General features: G+C 58.4%; 12 protein-coding genes. 10 read left to right on the top strand and 2 right to left on the bottom strand.

Going from position 1 to position 14,450, the window contains the following annotated elements; genetic code table 11:
* The first annotated feature begins 30 nt into the window (after positions 1 to 30).
* Positions 31 to 2,922 (top strand): autotransporter outer membrane beta-barrel domain-containing protein, encoded by a 2,892-nt coding sequence (locus tag GKQ23_RS01760; protein WP_212409608.1) that lies wholly within the window; start codon positions 31 to 33, stop codon positions 2,920 to 2,922.
* 82 nt (positions 2,923 to 3,004) lie between these two features.
* Entirely contained in the window at positions 3,005 to 3,349 is a 345-nt protein-coding gene (locus GKQ23_RS01765; RefSeq protein WP_056240799.1) for a CaiF/GrlA family transcriptional regulator, read from the top strand.
* Between the two features lie 60 nt (positions 3,350 to 3,409).
* Here the strand turns inward: GKQ23_RS01765 and GKQ23_RS01770 are convergent, their stop codons facing one another.
* A complete protein-coding gene (locus GKQ23_RS01770; RefSeq protein WP_212409609.1) occupies positions 3,410 to 4,033 on the bottom strand; it encodes a hypothetical protein in 624 nt (207 codons plus the stop codon).
* A 132-nt stretch (positions 4,034 to 4,165) separates the two neighbouring features.
* Complete coding sequence (locus GKQ23_RS01775) at positions 4,166 to 4,771, bottom strand: HD domain-containing protein (protein WP_056240792.1); 606 nt, start codon at positions 4,769 to 4,771, stop codon at positions 4,166 to 4,168.
* A 62-nt stretch (positions 4,772 to 4,833) separates the two neighbouring features.
* Between GKQ23_RS01775 and GKQ23_RS01780 the strand changes: the two genes are divergently transcribed.
* The 8 genes from GKQ23_RS01780 (at position 4,834) to dppF (ending at position 14,368) form a co-directional block, all read left to right on the top strand.
* Positions 4,834 to 5,292, top strand: a complete 459-nt coding sequence (locus tag GKQ23_RS01780) for a MarR family winged helix-turn-helix transcriptional regulator (protein WP_101505502.1) — start codon at positions 4,834 to 4,836, stop codon at positions 5,290 to 5,292.
* Positions 5,293 to 5,402: 110 nt separating this feature from the next.
* Positions 5,403 to 5,831 carry an organic hydroperoxide resistance protein gene (locus GKQ23_RS01785; RefSeq protein WP_212409610.1) on the top strand — a complete coding sequence of 143 codons (429 nt, stop codon included), beginning with the start codon at positions 5,403 to 5,405 and terminating at the stop codon, positions 5,829 to 5,831.
* 466 nt (positions 5,832 to 6,297) lie between these two features.
* Positions 6,298 to 7,992 (top strand): kdo(2)-lipid A phosphoethanolamine 7''-transferase, encoded by a 1,695-nt coding sequence (eptB, locus tag GKQ23_RS01790; RefSeq protein ID WP_212409611.1) that lies wholly within the window; start codon positions 6,298 to 6,300, stop codon positions 7,990 to 7,992.
* A gap of 651 nt (positions 7,993 to 8,643) precedes the next feature.
* Positions 8,644 to 10,254, top strand: coding sequence for a dipeptide ABC transporter periplasmic-binding protein DppA (dppA, locus tag GKQ23_RS01795; RefSeq protein ID WP_212409612.1), 1,611 nt, complete (start codon positions 8,644 to 8,646; stop codon positions 10,252 to 10,254).
* A gap of 191 nt (positions 10,255 to 10,445) precedes the next feature.
* On the top strand, positions 10,446 to 11,465 hold the full coding sequence (gene dppB / locus GKQ23_RS01800; protein ID WP_056240776.1) for a dipeptide ABC transporter permease DppB: 1,020 nt from the start codon (positions 10,446 to 10,448) through the stop codon (positions 11,463 to 11,465).
* A gap of 8 nt (positions 11,466 to 11,473) precedes the next feature.
* Positions 11,474 to 12,376 (top strand): dipeptide ABC transporter permease DppC, encoded by a 903-nt coding sequence (dppC, locus tag GKQ23_RS01805; RefSeq protein WP_056240772.1) that lies wholly within the window; start codon positions 11,474 to 11,476, stop codon positions 12,374 to 12,376.
* An 8-nt stretch (positions 12,377 to 12,384) separates the two neighbouring features.
* Entirely contained in the window at positions 12,385 to 13,371 is a 987-nt protein-coding gene (gene dppD, locus GKQ23_RS01810) for a dipeptide ABC transporter ATP-binding protein (RefSeq protein WP_101505501.1), read from the top strand.
* Entirely contained in the window at positions 13,361 to 14,368 is a 1,008-nt protein-coding gene (gene dppF / locus GKQ23_RS01815) for a dipeptide ABC transporter ATP-binding subunit DppF (RefSeq protein ID WP_101505500.1), read from the top strand. Before dppD ends, dppF begins: the two co-directional genes overlap by 11 nt.
* The last annotated feature ends 82 nt before the right edge of the window (positions 14,369 to 14,450 follow it).

Consider the following 14,450-nt stretch of genomic DNA (forward strand, 5'->3'; position numbering starts at 1 on the left):
GATCTGACTCATCCTACTCTTGCTGGCGATGTGAATTATCCGCTGGATGAAACTTACCAGCGGGCGATGCATGGAGAACGTCTGGTACATGCGGTTGGTGCGGATAAAACGGCGGTACCGGTCGGCGTAGTTCATGGGCTGAAAATGGGCAACACCGATGCTCGTTACCAGAAGACCCAGACGGTGACCCTGTATCAGCGTGATGCCAGCGGTATCATTCAATATCAGAAAGATGCTGACGGGAAATTTAGCCTTGATACCAAAGGTAACAAAATCCCGCTGACGGTCAGTAAAACACTGATACTGGACCAAAACCCCGATGTCGTTATCCATCCTGTAGCACAGGGTGGTGGTGAGTTTGGTCTGCAGGATGCCAGGATTTATTCGCAGGTGAAAAGCGTAAACAGCACCGTTGGTGCGGTAGATGTACGGGGTAATCTGCAGGAAAATACGATTAACGATCGTGCGCGGGATGTGCTGACGATTAAAAATAGCCTGATCGATAATACGCTGAATAGCGATGCGGAGCGGCTGGGTGCATCCGGCTCCGGTAAGGAAAATAACGGCCATAAATTTAGCGATGAGCACGACTACTCGAAACGTCCTTTTGCCACCGGGCTGAGCATTATTAGCAACAGCGTGGACTACGGTGTGGATAGCGCCGGCAAGGTTATTGCCGGGAAACAGGTACTGACTCATCAGGTCGCCACAGTGCCCAATATTATACTGGATAACACCCAGGTTATCGCACAGAACCTGGCTGCCGTTCGTAGTGATAACCACGACAGGGGGCCAGGCTATAAAAACGACGGCAGCTATCGATACGATGCCGACAAAAATTCCACCGCGGTCTTTATCAGCGGTTCCGGACTTTTTGCCTCGGTTAAAAATAACTCGGTGCTGACCGGTGGCGTGAATAATGCCGGCTATGCACTGAAAATTAACGGCCATGCTAACCGGGTAGACGTCAACAGCTCGACCCTGAACGGTGATGTGCAGGTGTTACACGACGGCTATCAGCCGGTGATCAACGTGACCGTGCAAAAGGATGCCAAAACGGGCGAGTATACGGCTACCGGAGCCTCTGTGGCCGGTGCGTCGCCGCTGGACCGCACCCATAACGGTACCGCGCTGAATATCACCAATAACAGCGTGGTGAACGGCAATATCTATGCCGGCGGCGATACCGCTTACGCGGTGCAACTCACCGATGTGACCGATCCGAAGGCGGTGGTAATCCTTACTCCGCAGGAGGTCAGCGGCTCTCCGAGCGCGAACGGTATCTATAACAACGCGATCAACAGCATCAACCAGACGCTAATCACCAATAGCGGAAATGCCTGGACGCCAGTGAGCGTGGCACTGGATCACAGCACGCTGAATGGCAGCGTCAGCGGCATTACCCGCGTCGCTCAGCCGGATGGCAGCGCGGTGATCTCGATGAATCCCGATCTCAGCGTGAAAAATGGCGCGGTATGGAACGCGGCGGCAACCGGCAAGGGCGGCCTGGTGCAGAGCCACGTGCACGACCTGAACCTGTCCGGCTCGACGCTGAACCTGGTCAACCTGGATGAACGCACCGCCACGCTGGGCGATCGCGGACGTTATCAGGATCTGAGCAGCGCGCGCGTGACCGTGCACGGCAACCTGACCCAGGATAAAGACGCCAAAGGCCAGTATCAGGGTTCTGTCATCAATATCGGTAAAGCGGTGGTCGATCCGTTGATCAACCTTGGCGGTGACTATGTCTGGGGCTCGATGCAGGTGCGCGGTACGGCGCAGGGTAACTACCAGCTGCGCGTTGCCAGCTCGGGCGTTGAGCCACATGCGCTGAATGGCCTGGTGGCGAGCCCGGGTGAAACCAGTCCGCACAGCTTCGTTAACTACCTGGAGAAAGGCAGCGATGCCCACTTCACCGGCAGAACCGAACTGGGTGCCTGGCAGTATGCGGCAGCGGATGTCAGCAACGATACCGTGCACGGCGAACGTAACGTGTACTTTAAAAAAACCGGTGAGCTGTCGAACAGCGCGGCCACCGCGCTAAGCATGGCGGCGTCACAGGTTAACGTTGCCGAGCAGGAGAGCGATGCGCTGAACCAGCATTTCAACGCGTCACGCCACGCCAGGGATGAAGGTGGCGTGTGGGTCAGCTATTTCGGCGGCAAGTCTGATAATAAAACCAACGCCGGTGCCGCTTACGATGTGCGGACCAACGGTGTGATGGTCGGTGTCGATAACCTGTTTGACGCCAAAGGCGGCGGCAGTTGGCTGGGCGGCCTGGCATTCTCATCTGCCCGTTCAGACGTTAAGGTGATGAACAGCAGCGGCGATCTCGACAGCTACGGTGCGCAGTTCTACCTGTCACGTCGTTTTGAGAACGGTGTTTTTGTTGATACCGCGGCGCAGTTCACCCACTTCAGCAACAGCGGCGACGCCCACATGCTTGACGGCCAGCGTTCCCGTTCAGACTTCTCCACCAACGGCTACGGCCTGGGGATGAAGATCGGTTATGCCTGGCAGTACGAAGGCTTCTTTGCTGACCCGTACATCAAAGCAACCGGACGTACCTTTGACGGCATGCACTACACCATGAATAACGGCATGGTGGTGAAAGGGGACGACTATAAGTCACTGCAGGGCGAAATCGGTGCCGATGTGGGCTACACGTTTGAAATTCAGCAGGGCTACGTTAAACCCTATCTGCACCTGGCGGCGATCAACGAGTTTGCTGACAGCAATGAGATGAAAATCAACAACCATACCTTCAACAACAGCATTGATAACGCGGCCTTCCAGATTGGGACCGGGGCTGAAGTTAAGCTGATGCAAAACGTCGGCGGCTACGCCAGCTTCACCTATACCAAGGGCAATGATATTGAGCGCCCATGGCAGGCTAACGTTGGCGTCAATTACTCCTGGTAATGAAAACGCCCCCGCGCTCTTCAGACTGCGGGGGCCTTTCTATCCGCAGGGAGGGCGAGACACTTATCAGGGATGGAGAACGATGAATGATGCCGGTAAGACCCCTTCTGTTGCCAAACCTGGCAGAATCGCCAAAGTGGTGCAGCAACGTAACCATGAAGGTAGCCGTATTCCTGCCGAACTGGCCAGGTATGCCGGCCAGCCCTTATATATGCTGATCGCCTTGTGGTGCTGGAAGCAGAAAAGGTGGGTGGATCATAAAACTATTTCATCCGTGTTTGAGATCACCGAGCGACGCGCGTCATTTCAGGTTTCCTATCTGACGCAAAAAAGCGATCGCATTCAGCTGCAGGTGAGAAAGGTCAAATCTGAAGGGGCGCAACGGATCTCTCGGGAAATATGGGTACAACGTGTGAAATGGCGCTAGCATCGTCGGGTAACGTCACAGGCAGCGTGAACGCTGCCTGCTCCATCATCAGGCAACCGCTTAAGCCGGTTGCCTTTTTATTGTCAGGCACGGGCAGACGTAGATCAGCGTAGCAAACAGGCACAGGCTGTAGCCCAGCAGTTCGCTGCCCTCTTCAGCCATGTTTTTTACCGTGCGGTTGTAGCCGTCCAGCATCAGGGTCTGCCATAGCTCATGCATGCCGAAAAAGCGTGAAAACACCAGAATCGTCAGCATACCTGCCGACATCATGCCCCAGCCGGGAGCGCGCATAAAGTCAGCCAGCCCGGCGATCAGCAGACGCGGCTGGCGGCACGCCAGCAGCAGGCTGACCAGGGTCAGGGTCAGCGCAAACCAGAACCAGCTGCCGTGGTGCAGCAGATCGAACAGGAAATCCAGCTCGCGGATCAGCATACAGCCGAAGAAGCCGGCCACCAGCAGCAGCAGCGGGCGTTCGGCCGGCAGACGCCTGGCGCGGCGATAAAACAGCAGGGCGATGACCGCGAGGATCAGCTCCTGGGTGATTTCGGTAAATGAGGTTTCATGCAGCGCGTTGTGCATCCACACCACATCGATAAATACCAGCCCCATCATCGCGCTAAGAAAGGCGGAAAAGGCCAGAAAGGTGAGGGTGGTGTTTCTGATAATTTTCAAATCGGTCGACATAATTTTCCCCGTTACGCTGGCAAAACGGGGGAGTGTAGGCAATTGAGCGCTCAATTCCTCGCATTCTATGCCCTGCCACCGGCAACCGCACAAAATGCGAGTTAAGGCGTTTTTATTGTCGCTTTTCGTCGCTTATTCGCCGATTTTGTGCGCAAGCTGGCGATATTTTTCGGCCTGACGGTCGAACCACGCCGGCGGCACGTTGTAGGGTGGCTGGCTGAGCCGTGCGATACCCTGCTCAACGATCTGCGATGCCTGGTTAAACAGCTGGCGATCGCCCTTGGTCAGCAGGGCAATTTGCAGACGCTTTTCCACCAGATAAATGCGCGCGAAGTGGGGATCGAAATCGATAATCGCGCGGGTATTGTCAATAATATCCGCCAGTTTAATGGTCTGTGCCGCCGGTGAAGCGTGTGCGGTGTGTTCAAAATGTGCGACTTTGCGCGCCGTGCGGTTCTGGCCGGGCCTGTCGCCGCTGTTGGTCAGCTCGGCGACCAGAGCGGCCACCCGCTCGCCAAAATGGCTGCTAAGATCGCCCCCGGTGCTGGTGGTATCCTCTACCGTGTCGTGCAGCCAGGCCGCGGCCAGCATCTGCTCATCATCGCTGACGCTGCGCACCAGTTCGACTACCGCCGCCGGATGAACGATATAGGGTTCATCGGTATATTTGCGCCGCTGCCCCGCATCCGCATGGGCTTTGCTGGCGTAGCGCCGCGCGCGTTCTTCCAGTGATTGCATGGTTTTCTCCCCTGAAATAAAATTGCTTGCAATTGTATCGTGCACTATTTATATTTTCTCTCATGACTACAGATAAAGATGACAAACAACCGGCAGATGCGCCACTGTTGCTCGACCAGCAGCTGTGCTTCGCGCTCTATTCGGCCAACCTGGCGCTGCACAAGCTGTACCGGCAACTGCTGGCTCCGCTGGAGATCACCTATCCGCAGTACCTGGTGATGATGGTGCTGTGGCAGCAGGATGACGTAACGGTTTCGCAGATTGGCGAGCGTCTTTTTCTCGATTCTGCCACGCTGACCCCGCTGTTAAAACGACTGGAAAGCGCCGGCCTGCTGCTGCGGCAGCGTTCGCGTCAGGATGAACGTCAGGTGGCAGTGACGCTGACCGACGCCGGGCGCGGCCTGCGGGATAAGGCATTATCGATTCCGGATTCGGTACGCTGCGCGTCAGCCTGCGATCTGGAACAGCTGCAGTCGCTGAAGGGCCAGCTGGAATCGCTGCGCGATAATCTGCAGGGTTAATGAGGCAGCGGGTTATCCCGCTGCCTGCAACAGAGACAGGTTTTGTTATTTATGTAGTGCGCGATTTAATCGCAAAATATATTCCTGGTTCACTTACAGAGGGCTATACCATGTCATTAGAAAAAGTCGTTTACCGTGCAAAAGCGAAAGCCACCGGCGGCCGTGATGGCCGTGCCACTTCGTCCGACGGCGTACTGGACGTCAAACTGGGCGTGCCGAAAGAGATGGGCGGTCTGGGCGGCGAAGTGACCAACCCGGAGCAGCTGTTTGCCGCCGGTTACTCGGCCTGCTTCCTGGGCGCGATGAAGTTTGTCGCCGGTCGCGACAGGATTGCCATGCCTAAAGAGGCATTTATCGAAGGTCAGGTCGGCATTGGTCCGATCCCTACCGGCTTTGGCATTGAGGCGCAGCTGGATATCCACCTGCCGGGAATGGATGAGGCCGAGGCTCAGCGTCTGGTTGATGCAGCGCATATCGTCTGCCCGTACTCCAACGCCACCCGCGGCAATATCGACGTCACGCTGAACATCCTGCGCTGACACCGCGAACGCCCGCCCCAGCCCCGGCGGCGGGCCGCCGGCTCATCCTGCCCTGAGGATACCGGCGTACCCGCCAGCGCTGCCGGGTTGCCTTCAGCAAAGGCTGCGGATTCAGCGTACCCGCCTTTGCCGCCGCGACTGGCCCGTTCACCGACCCCGGGCGGGCTGTCCCCCGTCCGGGGCGGATTACCGCTGGCGTGACCATGAACGGAAAATATCGTCTTTTTTGCGAAATCCTGACTTTTTAAAATGTTTTTACAGCCTTTGACAGACTAATTTCCGCCGCTGTGCTTAACTGGCGCCCTGCTTTCAGGAAACACCCCCACTTTCGTCATCAGAACACTCTGGTAATCGACGGCCTTGCGGATAATCGGCTCTCCGGTCGAACTCTGAAGCGGCATCAGGGTCTGACTAGCGTTTAGATCGTGTTTGGGTTTTGTTCAGATTACGCCAGGATTATGCTCGCATGAATTTTATAAAGTCTCTTAGCCAGCAGAAGGTCTGTCTGCTGCTGGCCTTCTATATTGGTATTTTGCTCAACCTGCCGGTTTTTTACCGTCGTTTTGAACCCTATCTTGCTGAATTTAAAGCCATGCAGTGGCTGTCGGCGCTGGCCGAAGTGCTGGCGGCAACCCTGCTGACCTTCGTGCTGCTGCGCGTGCTGTCGCTGGGCGGGCGCTGGTTCTACCGGCTGACCGCCAGCGTACTGGTGCTGGTCTCGGTCTCGGCCAGCTACTACATCGCCAACTTTAACGTGGTGATCGGCTACGGCATCGTCGCCTCGGTGATGACCACCGACGTCGATCTGTCGAAAGAGGTGATCGGTCTGCACTTCGTGCTGTGGATGGTGCTGGGCAGCGTGCTGCCGCTGCCGCTGCTGTGGCTCAACCCGCAGCAGATGACGCTGCTGGCACAGCTGAAAACCCGCGGCCAGCGGCTGAAACCGCTGCTGACCCTGCTGCTGGCGGTGGCGCTGGTCTGGCTGCCGATCCGCTACTTTGACCGCACACAAAGCGACAACGAGAAGCTGACCAACGTCGACCTGCCCAGCTACGGCGGAGTGGTGGCGCACTCTTACCTGCCGTCTAACTGGCTGTCGGCGCTCGGGCTGTTCGCTTACACCACCTATGACGAGAAGATGCACGGCGAGTCGCTGTTCGACCCGGCGAAAAACTTTACCTATCAGGCCCCGGCCGGGATTGATGATACCTACGTGGTGTTTGTGATCGGTGAAACCACCCGCTGGGACCATATGGGCCTGCTGGGCTACGACCGTGATACCACGCCGAAGATGGCGCGGGAGAAAAACCTGGTGGCGTTCCGCGGCGAGTCCTGCGACACCGCCACCAAGCTGTCGCTGCGCTGCATGTTTGTGCGCGAAGGCGGCACCATGGATAACCCGGGCCGCACGCTGAAGGAGCAGAACGTGTTTGCGGTACTGAAAGAGCTGGGCTTCAGCTCGGAGCTGTTCGCCATGCAGAGCGAGGTGTGGTTCTACAACAACACCGACGCCGACAGCTATTCGTTCCGCGAACAGATTGGCTCCGAAAAGCGCAACCAGGGTAAATCGGTTGACGATATGCTGCTGGTGCCGGAGCTGAAGGCCTCGGTCGACCGGCACCCGCAGGGTAAACACCTGGTGGTGCTGCACACCAAAGGCTCGCACTACCTCTACTCCCAGCGCTATCCGCGCGAGTTCGCCCGCTACCAGCCTGAGTGCATGGGCGTGGACGATACCTGCAGCAAAGCGATGCTGATTAACGCCTTCGATAACTCGGTGCTATATACCGACTCGGTGCTCGACAGCGTGTTTGACCAGCTGCGCGATAAGAAAGCCATCGTGTTCTACGCCGCCGACCACGGTGAGTCAATCAGTGAGAATATGCACCTGCACGGCACGCCGCGGCAGATGGCGCCGCCGGAGCAGTTCCGCGTGCCGATGATCGTCTGGGCCTCCGACAGCTGGCTGGCCGAGCCGACGAACCAGCAGGCGTTCGATCGCCTGCGGGCGCAGCAGCGCGCCGGGGCCACGCACCGCCACGTCGAGCTGTATGACACCATTCTGGGTTGCCTGGGTTACACCTCGCCAAACGGCGGCATTAATCCGGCCAACAACTGGTGTGCCGATCCGCAGGCGAAAGCCGCCCCCGCGAAGCCCTGATCTCCGTATGACCCCGGCCCTGACGGGCCGGGTCCTTCCCTGGTAAGCCGCGATCCCCTGCGATCGGTCATCACCGTAGATTATGCTGCATGCCGGTATCTCCTTTGCCCTGCTTCCCCGCGCGTGGCGCACTGATTTACCGCGTAAAAGTGGCAACCCGCCAGTAATCAGTCACTTATTTCGCATCGCGTATTACTCTGCTCAATGTTGCGTTGTATATATGAAAATACAGCGAATGTTGCAGCATTTTTATCTATAAGTTAGCCATATGGACAACTTTATCGCGCCATAACGCACCACATAGAGATTAATTTTGGCGTTTTTTCGCAATGAAACTGACTGGTTTGTCGCTAAATATCCAGCATGAAATAGCGTTTATTTTAATATCTTAAAACGGTAACGCTAAAAATGTGCTCGAATTGTTTTTTTTATCGTTGCTTGCAGTGACTCACACTCTGCGTAAATACCCTTCGTTTGTATTGACGTTACCTGCAACAGTTGCCAAATTGGAGCCTCACTACAAAAGGTAAGGGAATGTAATTCCGACTAATCCTGGTGACGCCGCAAGGCACCACGCACAGATCACTCAAAAAAAACGATCGGCGTACAGCAAACAACAACACAACATCACATGACTACTGGAGCACACGAATGACCCACTCCGCCAAAAAATCCGCCATGCTAAAGGTCGGCCTTAGCGCCATTGCGCTGCTGATCACCGCTGGCGTGCAGGCCAAAACGCTGGTGTACTGTTCTGAAGGTTCGCCGGAGGGTTTTAACCCGCAGCTGTTTACCTCGGGCACCACCTATGACGCCAGCTCGGTGCCGATCTATAACCGCCTGCTGGAGTTCAAGACCGGCACCACCGAACTGGTTCCGGGCCTGGCGGAGAAGTGGGACGTCAGTGAAGACGGTAAAACCTACACCTTCCACCTGCGTAAAGGCGTGAAGTGGCAGACCACCAAAGATTTTAAGCCAACCCGCGAGTTTAACGCCGATGACGTGGTGTTCTCGTTTGAGCGCCAGCTGGATAAAAACAACAAGTATCACAACGTCTCCGGCGGCAGCTACGAGTACTTCGAAGGCATGGATATGCCGAAGCTGATCGACAAAATTGAGAAGGTGGACGATCACACCGTTCGCTTTGTGCTGACCCGCCCGGAAGCGCCGTTCCTCGCCGATCTGGGCATGGACTTCGCTTCAATCCTCTCCGCCGAATATGCCGACAACATGCTGAAAGCCGGCACCCAGGACAAACTTGACCTGAACCCGGTCGGTACCGGCCCGTTCCAGCTGCTGCAGTACCAGAAAGACTCCCGCATTCTGTATAAGGCCAACCCGGACTACTGGGGCAGCAAGCCGAAGATTGACCGCCTGGTGTTCTCGATCACCCCGGACGCCTCGGTGCGCTATGCCAAAATGCAGAAGGGCGAGTGCCAGGTGATGCCGTACCCGAACCCGGCCGATATCGCGCGCATGAAGGAAGATAAGAACATCAACCTGATGCAGATGCCGGGCCTGAACGTCGGTTACGTCTCGTTCAACACCGAGAAGAAGCCGCTGGACGAGGTTAAGGTGCGCCAGGCGCTGACGCTGGCCGTTAACAAGCAGGCGATTATCGACGCGGTTTACCAGGGCGCGGGCCAGGCAGCGAAAAACCTGATCCCACCGACCATGTGGGGCTACAACGACAGCGTTAAGGACTACAGCTACGACGTCGAAAAAGCCAAAGCGCTGCTGAAAGAAGCGGGCAAGGCGGACGGTTTCGCCATCGACCTGTGGGCGATGCCGGTACAGCGTCCGTATAACCCGAACGCGCGCCGCATGGCCGAGATGATCCAGAGCGACTGGGCGAAAATCGGCGTGAAGGCCAAAATCGTCACCTATGAGTGGGGCGAGTACCTGAAACGCGCCAAAGCCGGTGAGCACCAGACGGTAATGATGGGCTGGACCGGCGACAACGGGGACCCGGACAACTTCTTCGCGACCCTGTTCAGCTGCGCCGCGGCAAAAGACGGCTCCAACTATTCACGCTGGTGCTACAAACCGTTTGAAGACCTGATCCAGCCGGCGCGTGCCGAAGCCGATCACAACAAGCGCATTGAGTACTACAAGCAGGCGCAGGTGGTGATGCACGACCAGGCGCCGGCGCTGATCGTTGCCCACTCCACCGTCTATGAGCCGGTCAGCAAAAAAGTGTCTGGCTACGTAGTCGATCCACTGGGCAAACACCACTTCGATAACGTGGACATCCAGGAGTAATGCTCAGGGCCGGTGAGAACCGGTCCTGAGGACTTTCTGCCGGGGCCGCCGCGTGGCCCCTTTGCCCGGAAGCAAAACCAGGTCGTCAAGGCGCAGTCCGCTGCGTCGCGGAGGCGTTCACGCCGCCGCAGGATGTGAGCAATAATAATCCCGTTGGCTACGGTCGGCGGGAACACAAGAGAATCCGGATTATGCTGCAGTTCATACTCCGACGTCTGGGACTTGTCATCCCAACGTTTATTGGTATCACCCTGTTAACCTTTGCGTTTGTCCACATGATCCCCGGTGACCCGGTGATGATTATGGTCGGCGAACGCGGGATCTCCCCTGAACGTCACGCCGAACTGATGGCCCAGCTGGGGCTGGATAAGCCGCTGTGGCAGCAGTACATCACCTATATTAACGGCGTGCTGCACGGCGATTTAGGCCTGTCGCTGAAAAGCCGCGTGCCGGTGTGGGACGAGTTCGTACCGCGCTTTAAGGCCACGCTGGAGCTGGGCGTCTGCGCGATGCTGTTTGCTATCGCCGTCGGTATCCCGGTAGGCGTGCTGGCGGCGGTCAAACGCGGTTCCATTTTCGATCACACCGCCGTCGGCATCTCGCTGACCGGCTATTCGATGCCGATCTTCTGGTGGGGCATGATGCTGATCATGCTGGTCTCGGTGCAGCTGAACCTGACGCCGGTCTCCGGCCGCATCGGCGATACCGTGTTTCTTGATGACAGCCAGCCGCTGACCGGCTTTATGCTGATCGATACCCTGATCTGGGGCGAGCCGGGCGACTTCGAAGACGCGGTGATGCATATGATCCTGCCCGCCATCGTGCTCGGCACCATCCCGCTGGCGGTGATCGTGCGTATGACCCGCTCTTCGATGCTGGAAGTGCTCAGCGAAGACTACATCCGCACCGCGCGCGCCAAAGGGCTGACGCCGCTGCGGGTGATCGTGGTGCACGGGCTGCGTAACGCCATGCTGCCGGTGGTCACGGTGATTGGTCTGCAGGTGGGTACGCTGCTGGCCGGGGCGATCCTCACCGAAACCATCTTCTCGTGGCCGGGCCTTGGCCGCTGGCTGATCGACGCGCTGCAACGCCGCGACTATCCGGTGGTGCAGGGCGGCGTGCTGATGGTGGCCACGCTGATTATCCTCGTCAACCTGCTGGTTGATCTGCTTTACGGCGTGGTTAACCCGCGCATTCGCCACAGAAAATAGGGGGCCATATGTCTGTGATCAATTCGGGCAGCGCCGCTGCTGCCCCCAAGCCGATGACCCCGTTACAGGAATTCTGGCACTACTTTAAGCGTAATAAAGGCGCGGTGATCGGCCTGGTGTACGTGGTTCTGATGATGTTAATCGCCATTTTTGCCAACGTGCTGGCACCGCACGCGCCGTCCGAGCAGTTCCGCCAGGCGCTGCTGCAGCCGCCGGTGTGGCATGAAAACGGCAGCTGGCAGTTCCTGCTGGGCACCGATGACGTCGGCCGCGACGTGCTGTCGCGCCTGATGTATGGCGCGCGGCTGTCGCTGCTGGTCGGCTGCCTGGTGGTGGTGCTGTCGCTGGTGATGGGCGTGGTGTTTGGCCTGCTGGCCGGCTACGTCGGCGGGGCGGTTGACGCGGCGATTATGCGTTTAGTCGACATTATGCTGGCGCTGCCGAGCCTGCTGCTGGCGCTGGTGCTGGTGGCGATTTTCGGCCCGTCGATCGTTAACGCCTCGCTGGCGCTGACCTTTGTCGCCCTGCCGCACTACATCCGCCTGACCCGCGCCGCGGTGCTGGTGGAGACCACCCGCGACTACGTCACCGCCTCGCGCGTGGCCGGGGCCGGGCCGCTGCGGCAGATGTTTATCAATATCTTACCTAACTGCCTGGCACCGCTGATCGTGCAGGCGTCATTGGGCTTCTCCAACGCGATCCTCGATATGGCCGCGCTGGGTTTCCTGGGAATGGGCGCACAGCCGCCGACGCCGGAGTGGGGCACCATGCTCTCCGACGTATTGCAGTACGCGCAGAGCGCCTGGTGGGTGGTGACCTTCCCTGGCGTGGCGATACTGCTGACGGTACTGGCGTTTAACCTGATGGGCGACGGATTACGCGACGCTCTCGACCCGAAACTCAAACAGTAGGCAGCGCGATGGCACTCTTAACAGTAAACCAACTTTCGGTGCACTTCGGTGACGAAAAGGCACCCTTCCGCGCCGTCGACCGCATCAGCTATCAGGTTGAGCAGGGGCAGGTGGTCGGCATCGTCGGCGAGTCCGGCTCCGGTAAATCGGTCAGCTCGCTGGCGATCATGGGCCTGATTGACTATCCCGGCCGGGTGATGGCCGAGCAGCTGGTGTTTAACCAGCGCGATCTGCAGCGCATCTCCGAAAAAGAGCGCCGCCAGCTGGTCGGCTCGGAAGTGGCGATGATTTTCCAGGACCCGATGACCAGCCTCAACCCCTGTTACACCGTCGGCTTCCAGATTATGGAAGCGATCAAGGTGCACCAGGGCGGCAACCGCCGCACCCGGCGTCAGCGGGCGATTGATCTGCTGACCCAGGTGGGCATTCCCGATCCGGCCTCGCGGCTGGACGTTTACCCGCACCAGCTCTCCGGCGGCATGAGCCAGCGCGTGATGATCGCCATGGCCATCGCCTGCCGGCCGAAGCTGCTGATTGCCGATGAGCCGACCACCGCGCTCGACGTGACCATCCAGGCGCAGATCATCGAGCTGCTGCTGGATCTGCAGCGTCAGGAGAATATGGCGCTGATCCTGATCACCCACGATCTGGCGCTGGTGGCCGAGGCCGCACAGCACATCATCGTGATGTACGCCGGGCAGGTGGTGGAAACCGGGCCGGCGGCGCAGCTGTTTAAGGCACCGCGGCACCCGTACACCCAGGCGCTGCTGCGCGCGCTGCCGGAGTTCTCCAGCGACAAAGCGCGGCTGGCGTCCCTGCCGGGCGTGGTGCCGGGCAAATATGACCGCCCCGACGGCTGCCTGCTGAACCCGCGCTGCCCGTACGCCACCCAACGCTGTCGTACCGAAGAGCCGGCCATGCATGAACGGGCCGGACGTTATGCGAAATGCCATTTCCCACTGGATGACGCCGGGAGACCCGTCTATGAAGCCTGAAAATCTCAATCCGGCGCTGCTGATGCAGGCGATCGACCTGAAAAAACACTACCCGGTGAAAAAGGGCCTGTTCGGCCAGGAGCGGCTGGTCAAGGCGCTGGACGGCGTCTCGTTTAACCTGGAACGCGGCAAAACGCTGGCGGTGGTCGGCGAGTCCGGCTGCGGAAAGTCGACGCTGGGCCGTCTGCTGACCATGATTGAAACGCCCACCGAGGGCCAGCTCTATTACCAGGGCCAGGATCTGCTGCAGCCCGACCCTAAAGCACAGCAGCTGCGCCGGCAGAAAATTCAGATCGTCTTCCAGAACCCTTATGGTTCACTGAACCCGCGTAAGAAAGTCAGCCAGATTCTGGAAGAGCCGCTGATGATTAACACCACGCTGAGCCGGGCGGAACGCCGCGAGAAAACGCTGGAGATGATGGCGAAGGTCGGGCTGAAAACCGAACACTATGACCGCTATCCGCATATGTTCTCCGGCGGTCAGCGCCAGCGTATCGCCATTGCCCGCGGGCTGATGCTGGACCCGGACGTGCTGATCGCCGATGAGCCGGTGTCGGCGCTGGACGTGTCGGTGCGTGCCCAGGTGCTGAACCTGATGATGGATCTGCAGCAGGAGCTGGGCCTCTCTTACGTGTTTATCTCCCACGATCTGTCGGTGGTCGAGCACATTGCTGATGAAGTGATGGTGATGTATCTCGGCCGTTGCGTGGAGCAGGGCAGTAAGGAGGCGATTTTCGCCAACCCGCGCCATCCCTATACCCAGGCGCTGCTCTCTGCGACGCCGCGCCTCAACCCTGACGATCGGCGCGAGCGTATTAAGCTGACCGGCGAGCTGCCCAGCCCGCTGAATCCGCCGCCGGGCTGCGCGTTTAACGCCCGCTGCCGCCGGCGGATGAGCAGCTGCACCCAGCTGCAGCCGCAGCTGAAACGTTTTGGTGAACAGCAGGTGGCCTGTTTTGCCGTTGAGCAGGATGAGGCAACGCTGCCGACGCCGTAAGGTTCGGCTAAGGGGACAGGGAGGTCGCCTTAGCTGAAATTTTCATTAACGCTAGCGAAATAACGGTAATGTGAAAATTAAC

The sequence above is a fragment of the Erwinia sp. E602 genome (assembly GCF_018141005.1).
Classification (GTDB): domain Bacteria; phylum Pseudomonadota; class Gammaproteobacteria; order Enterobacterales; family Enterobacteriaceae; genus Erwinia.

Excerpts from the sequence above, each read along its gene's own strand:
- dppA (WP_212409612.1), top strand. The coding sequence starts at position 8,644 with ATGACCCACTCCGCCAAAAAATCCGCCATGCTAAAGGTCGGCCTTAGC.
- dppB (WP_056240776.1), top strand. The coding sequence starts at position 10,446 with ATGCTGCAGTTCATACTCCGACGTCTGGGACTTGTCATCCCAACGTTT.
- GKQ23_RS01775 (WP_056240792.1), bottom strand. The coding sequence starts at position 4,771 with ATGCAATCACTGGAAGAACGCGCGCGGCGCTACGCCAGCAAAGCCCAT.
- GKQ23_RS01770 (WP_212409609.1), bottom strand. The coding sequence starts at position 4,033 with ATGTCGACCGATTTGAAAATTATCAGAAACACCACCCTCACCTTTCTG.
- dppD (WP_101505501.1), top strand. The coding sequence starts at position 12,385 with ATGGCACTCTTAACAGTAAACCAACTTTCGGTGCACTTCGGTGACGAA.
- dppF (WP_101505500.1), top strand. The coding sequence starts at position 13,361 with ATGAAGCCTGAAAATCTCAATCCGGCGCTGCTGATGCAGGCGATCGAC.
- GKQ23_RS01780 (WP_101505502.1), top strand. The coding sequence starts at position 4,834 with ATGACTACAGATAAAGATGACAAACAACCGGCAGATGCGCCACTGTTG.
- GKQ23_RS01765 (WP_056240799.1), top strand. The coding sequence starts at position 3,005 with ATGAATGATGCCGGTAAGACCCCTTCTGTTGCCAAACCTGGCAGAATC.
- GKQ23_RS01785 (WP_212409610.1), top strand. The coding sequence starts at position 5,403 with ATGTCATTAGAAAAAGTCGTTTACCGTGCAAAAGCGAAAGCCACCGGC.
- dppC (WP_056240772.1), top strand. The coding sequence starts at position 11,474 with ATGTCTGTGATCAATTCGGGCAGCGCCGCTGCTGCCCCCAAGCCGATG.
- eptB (WP_212409611.1), top strand. The coding sequence starts at position 6,298 with ATGAATTTTATAAAGTCTCTTAGCCAGCAGAAGGTCTGTCTGCTGCTG.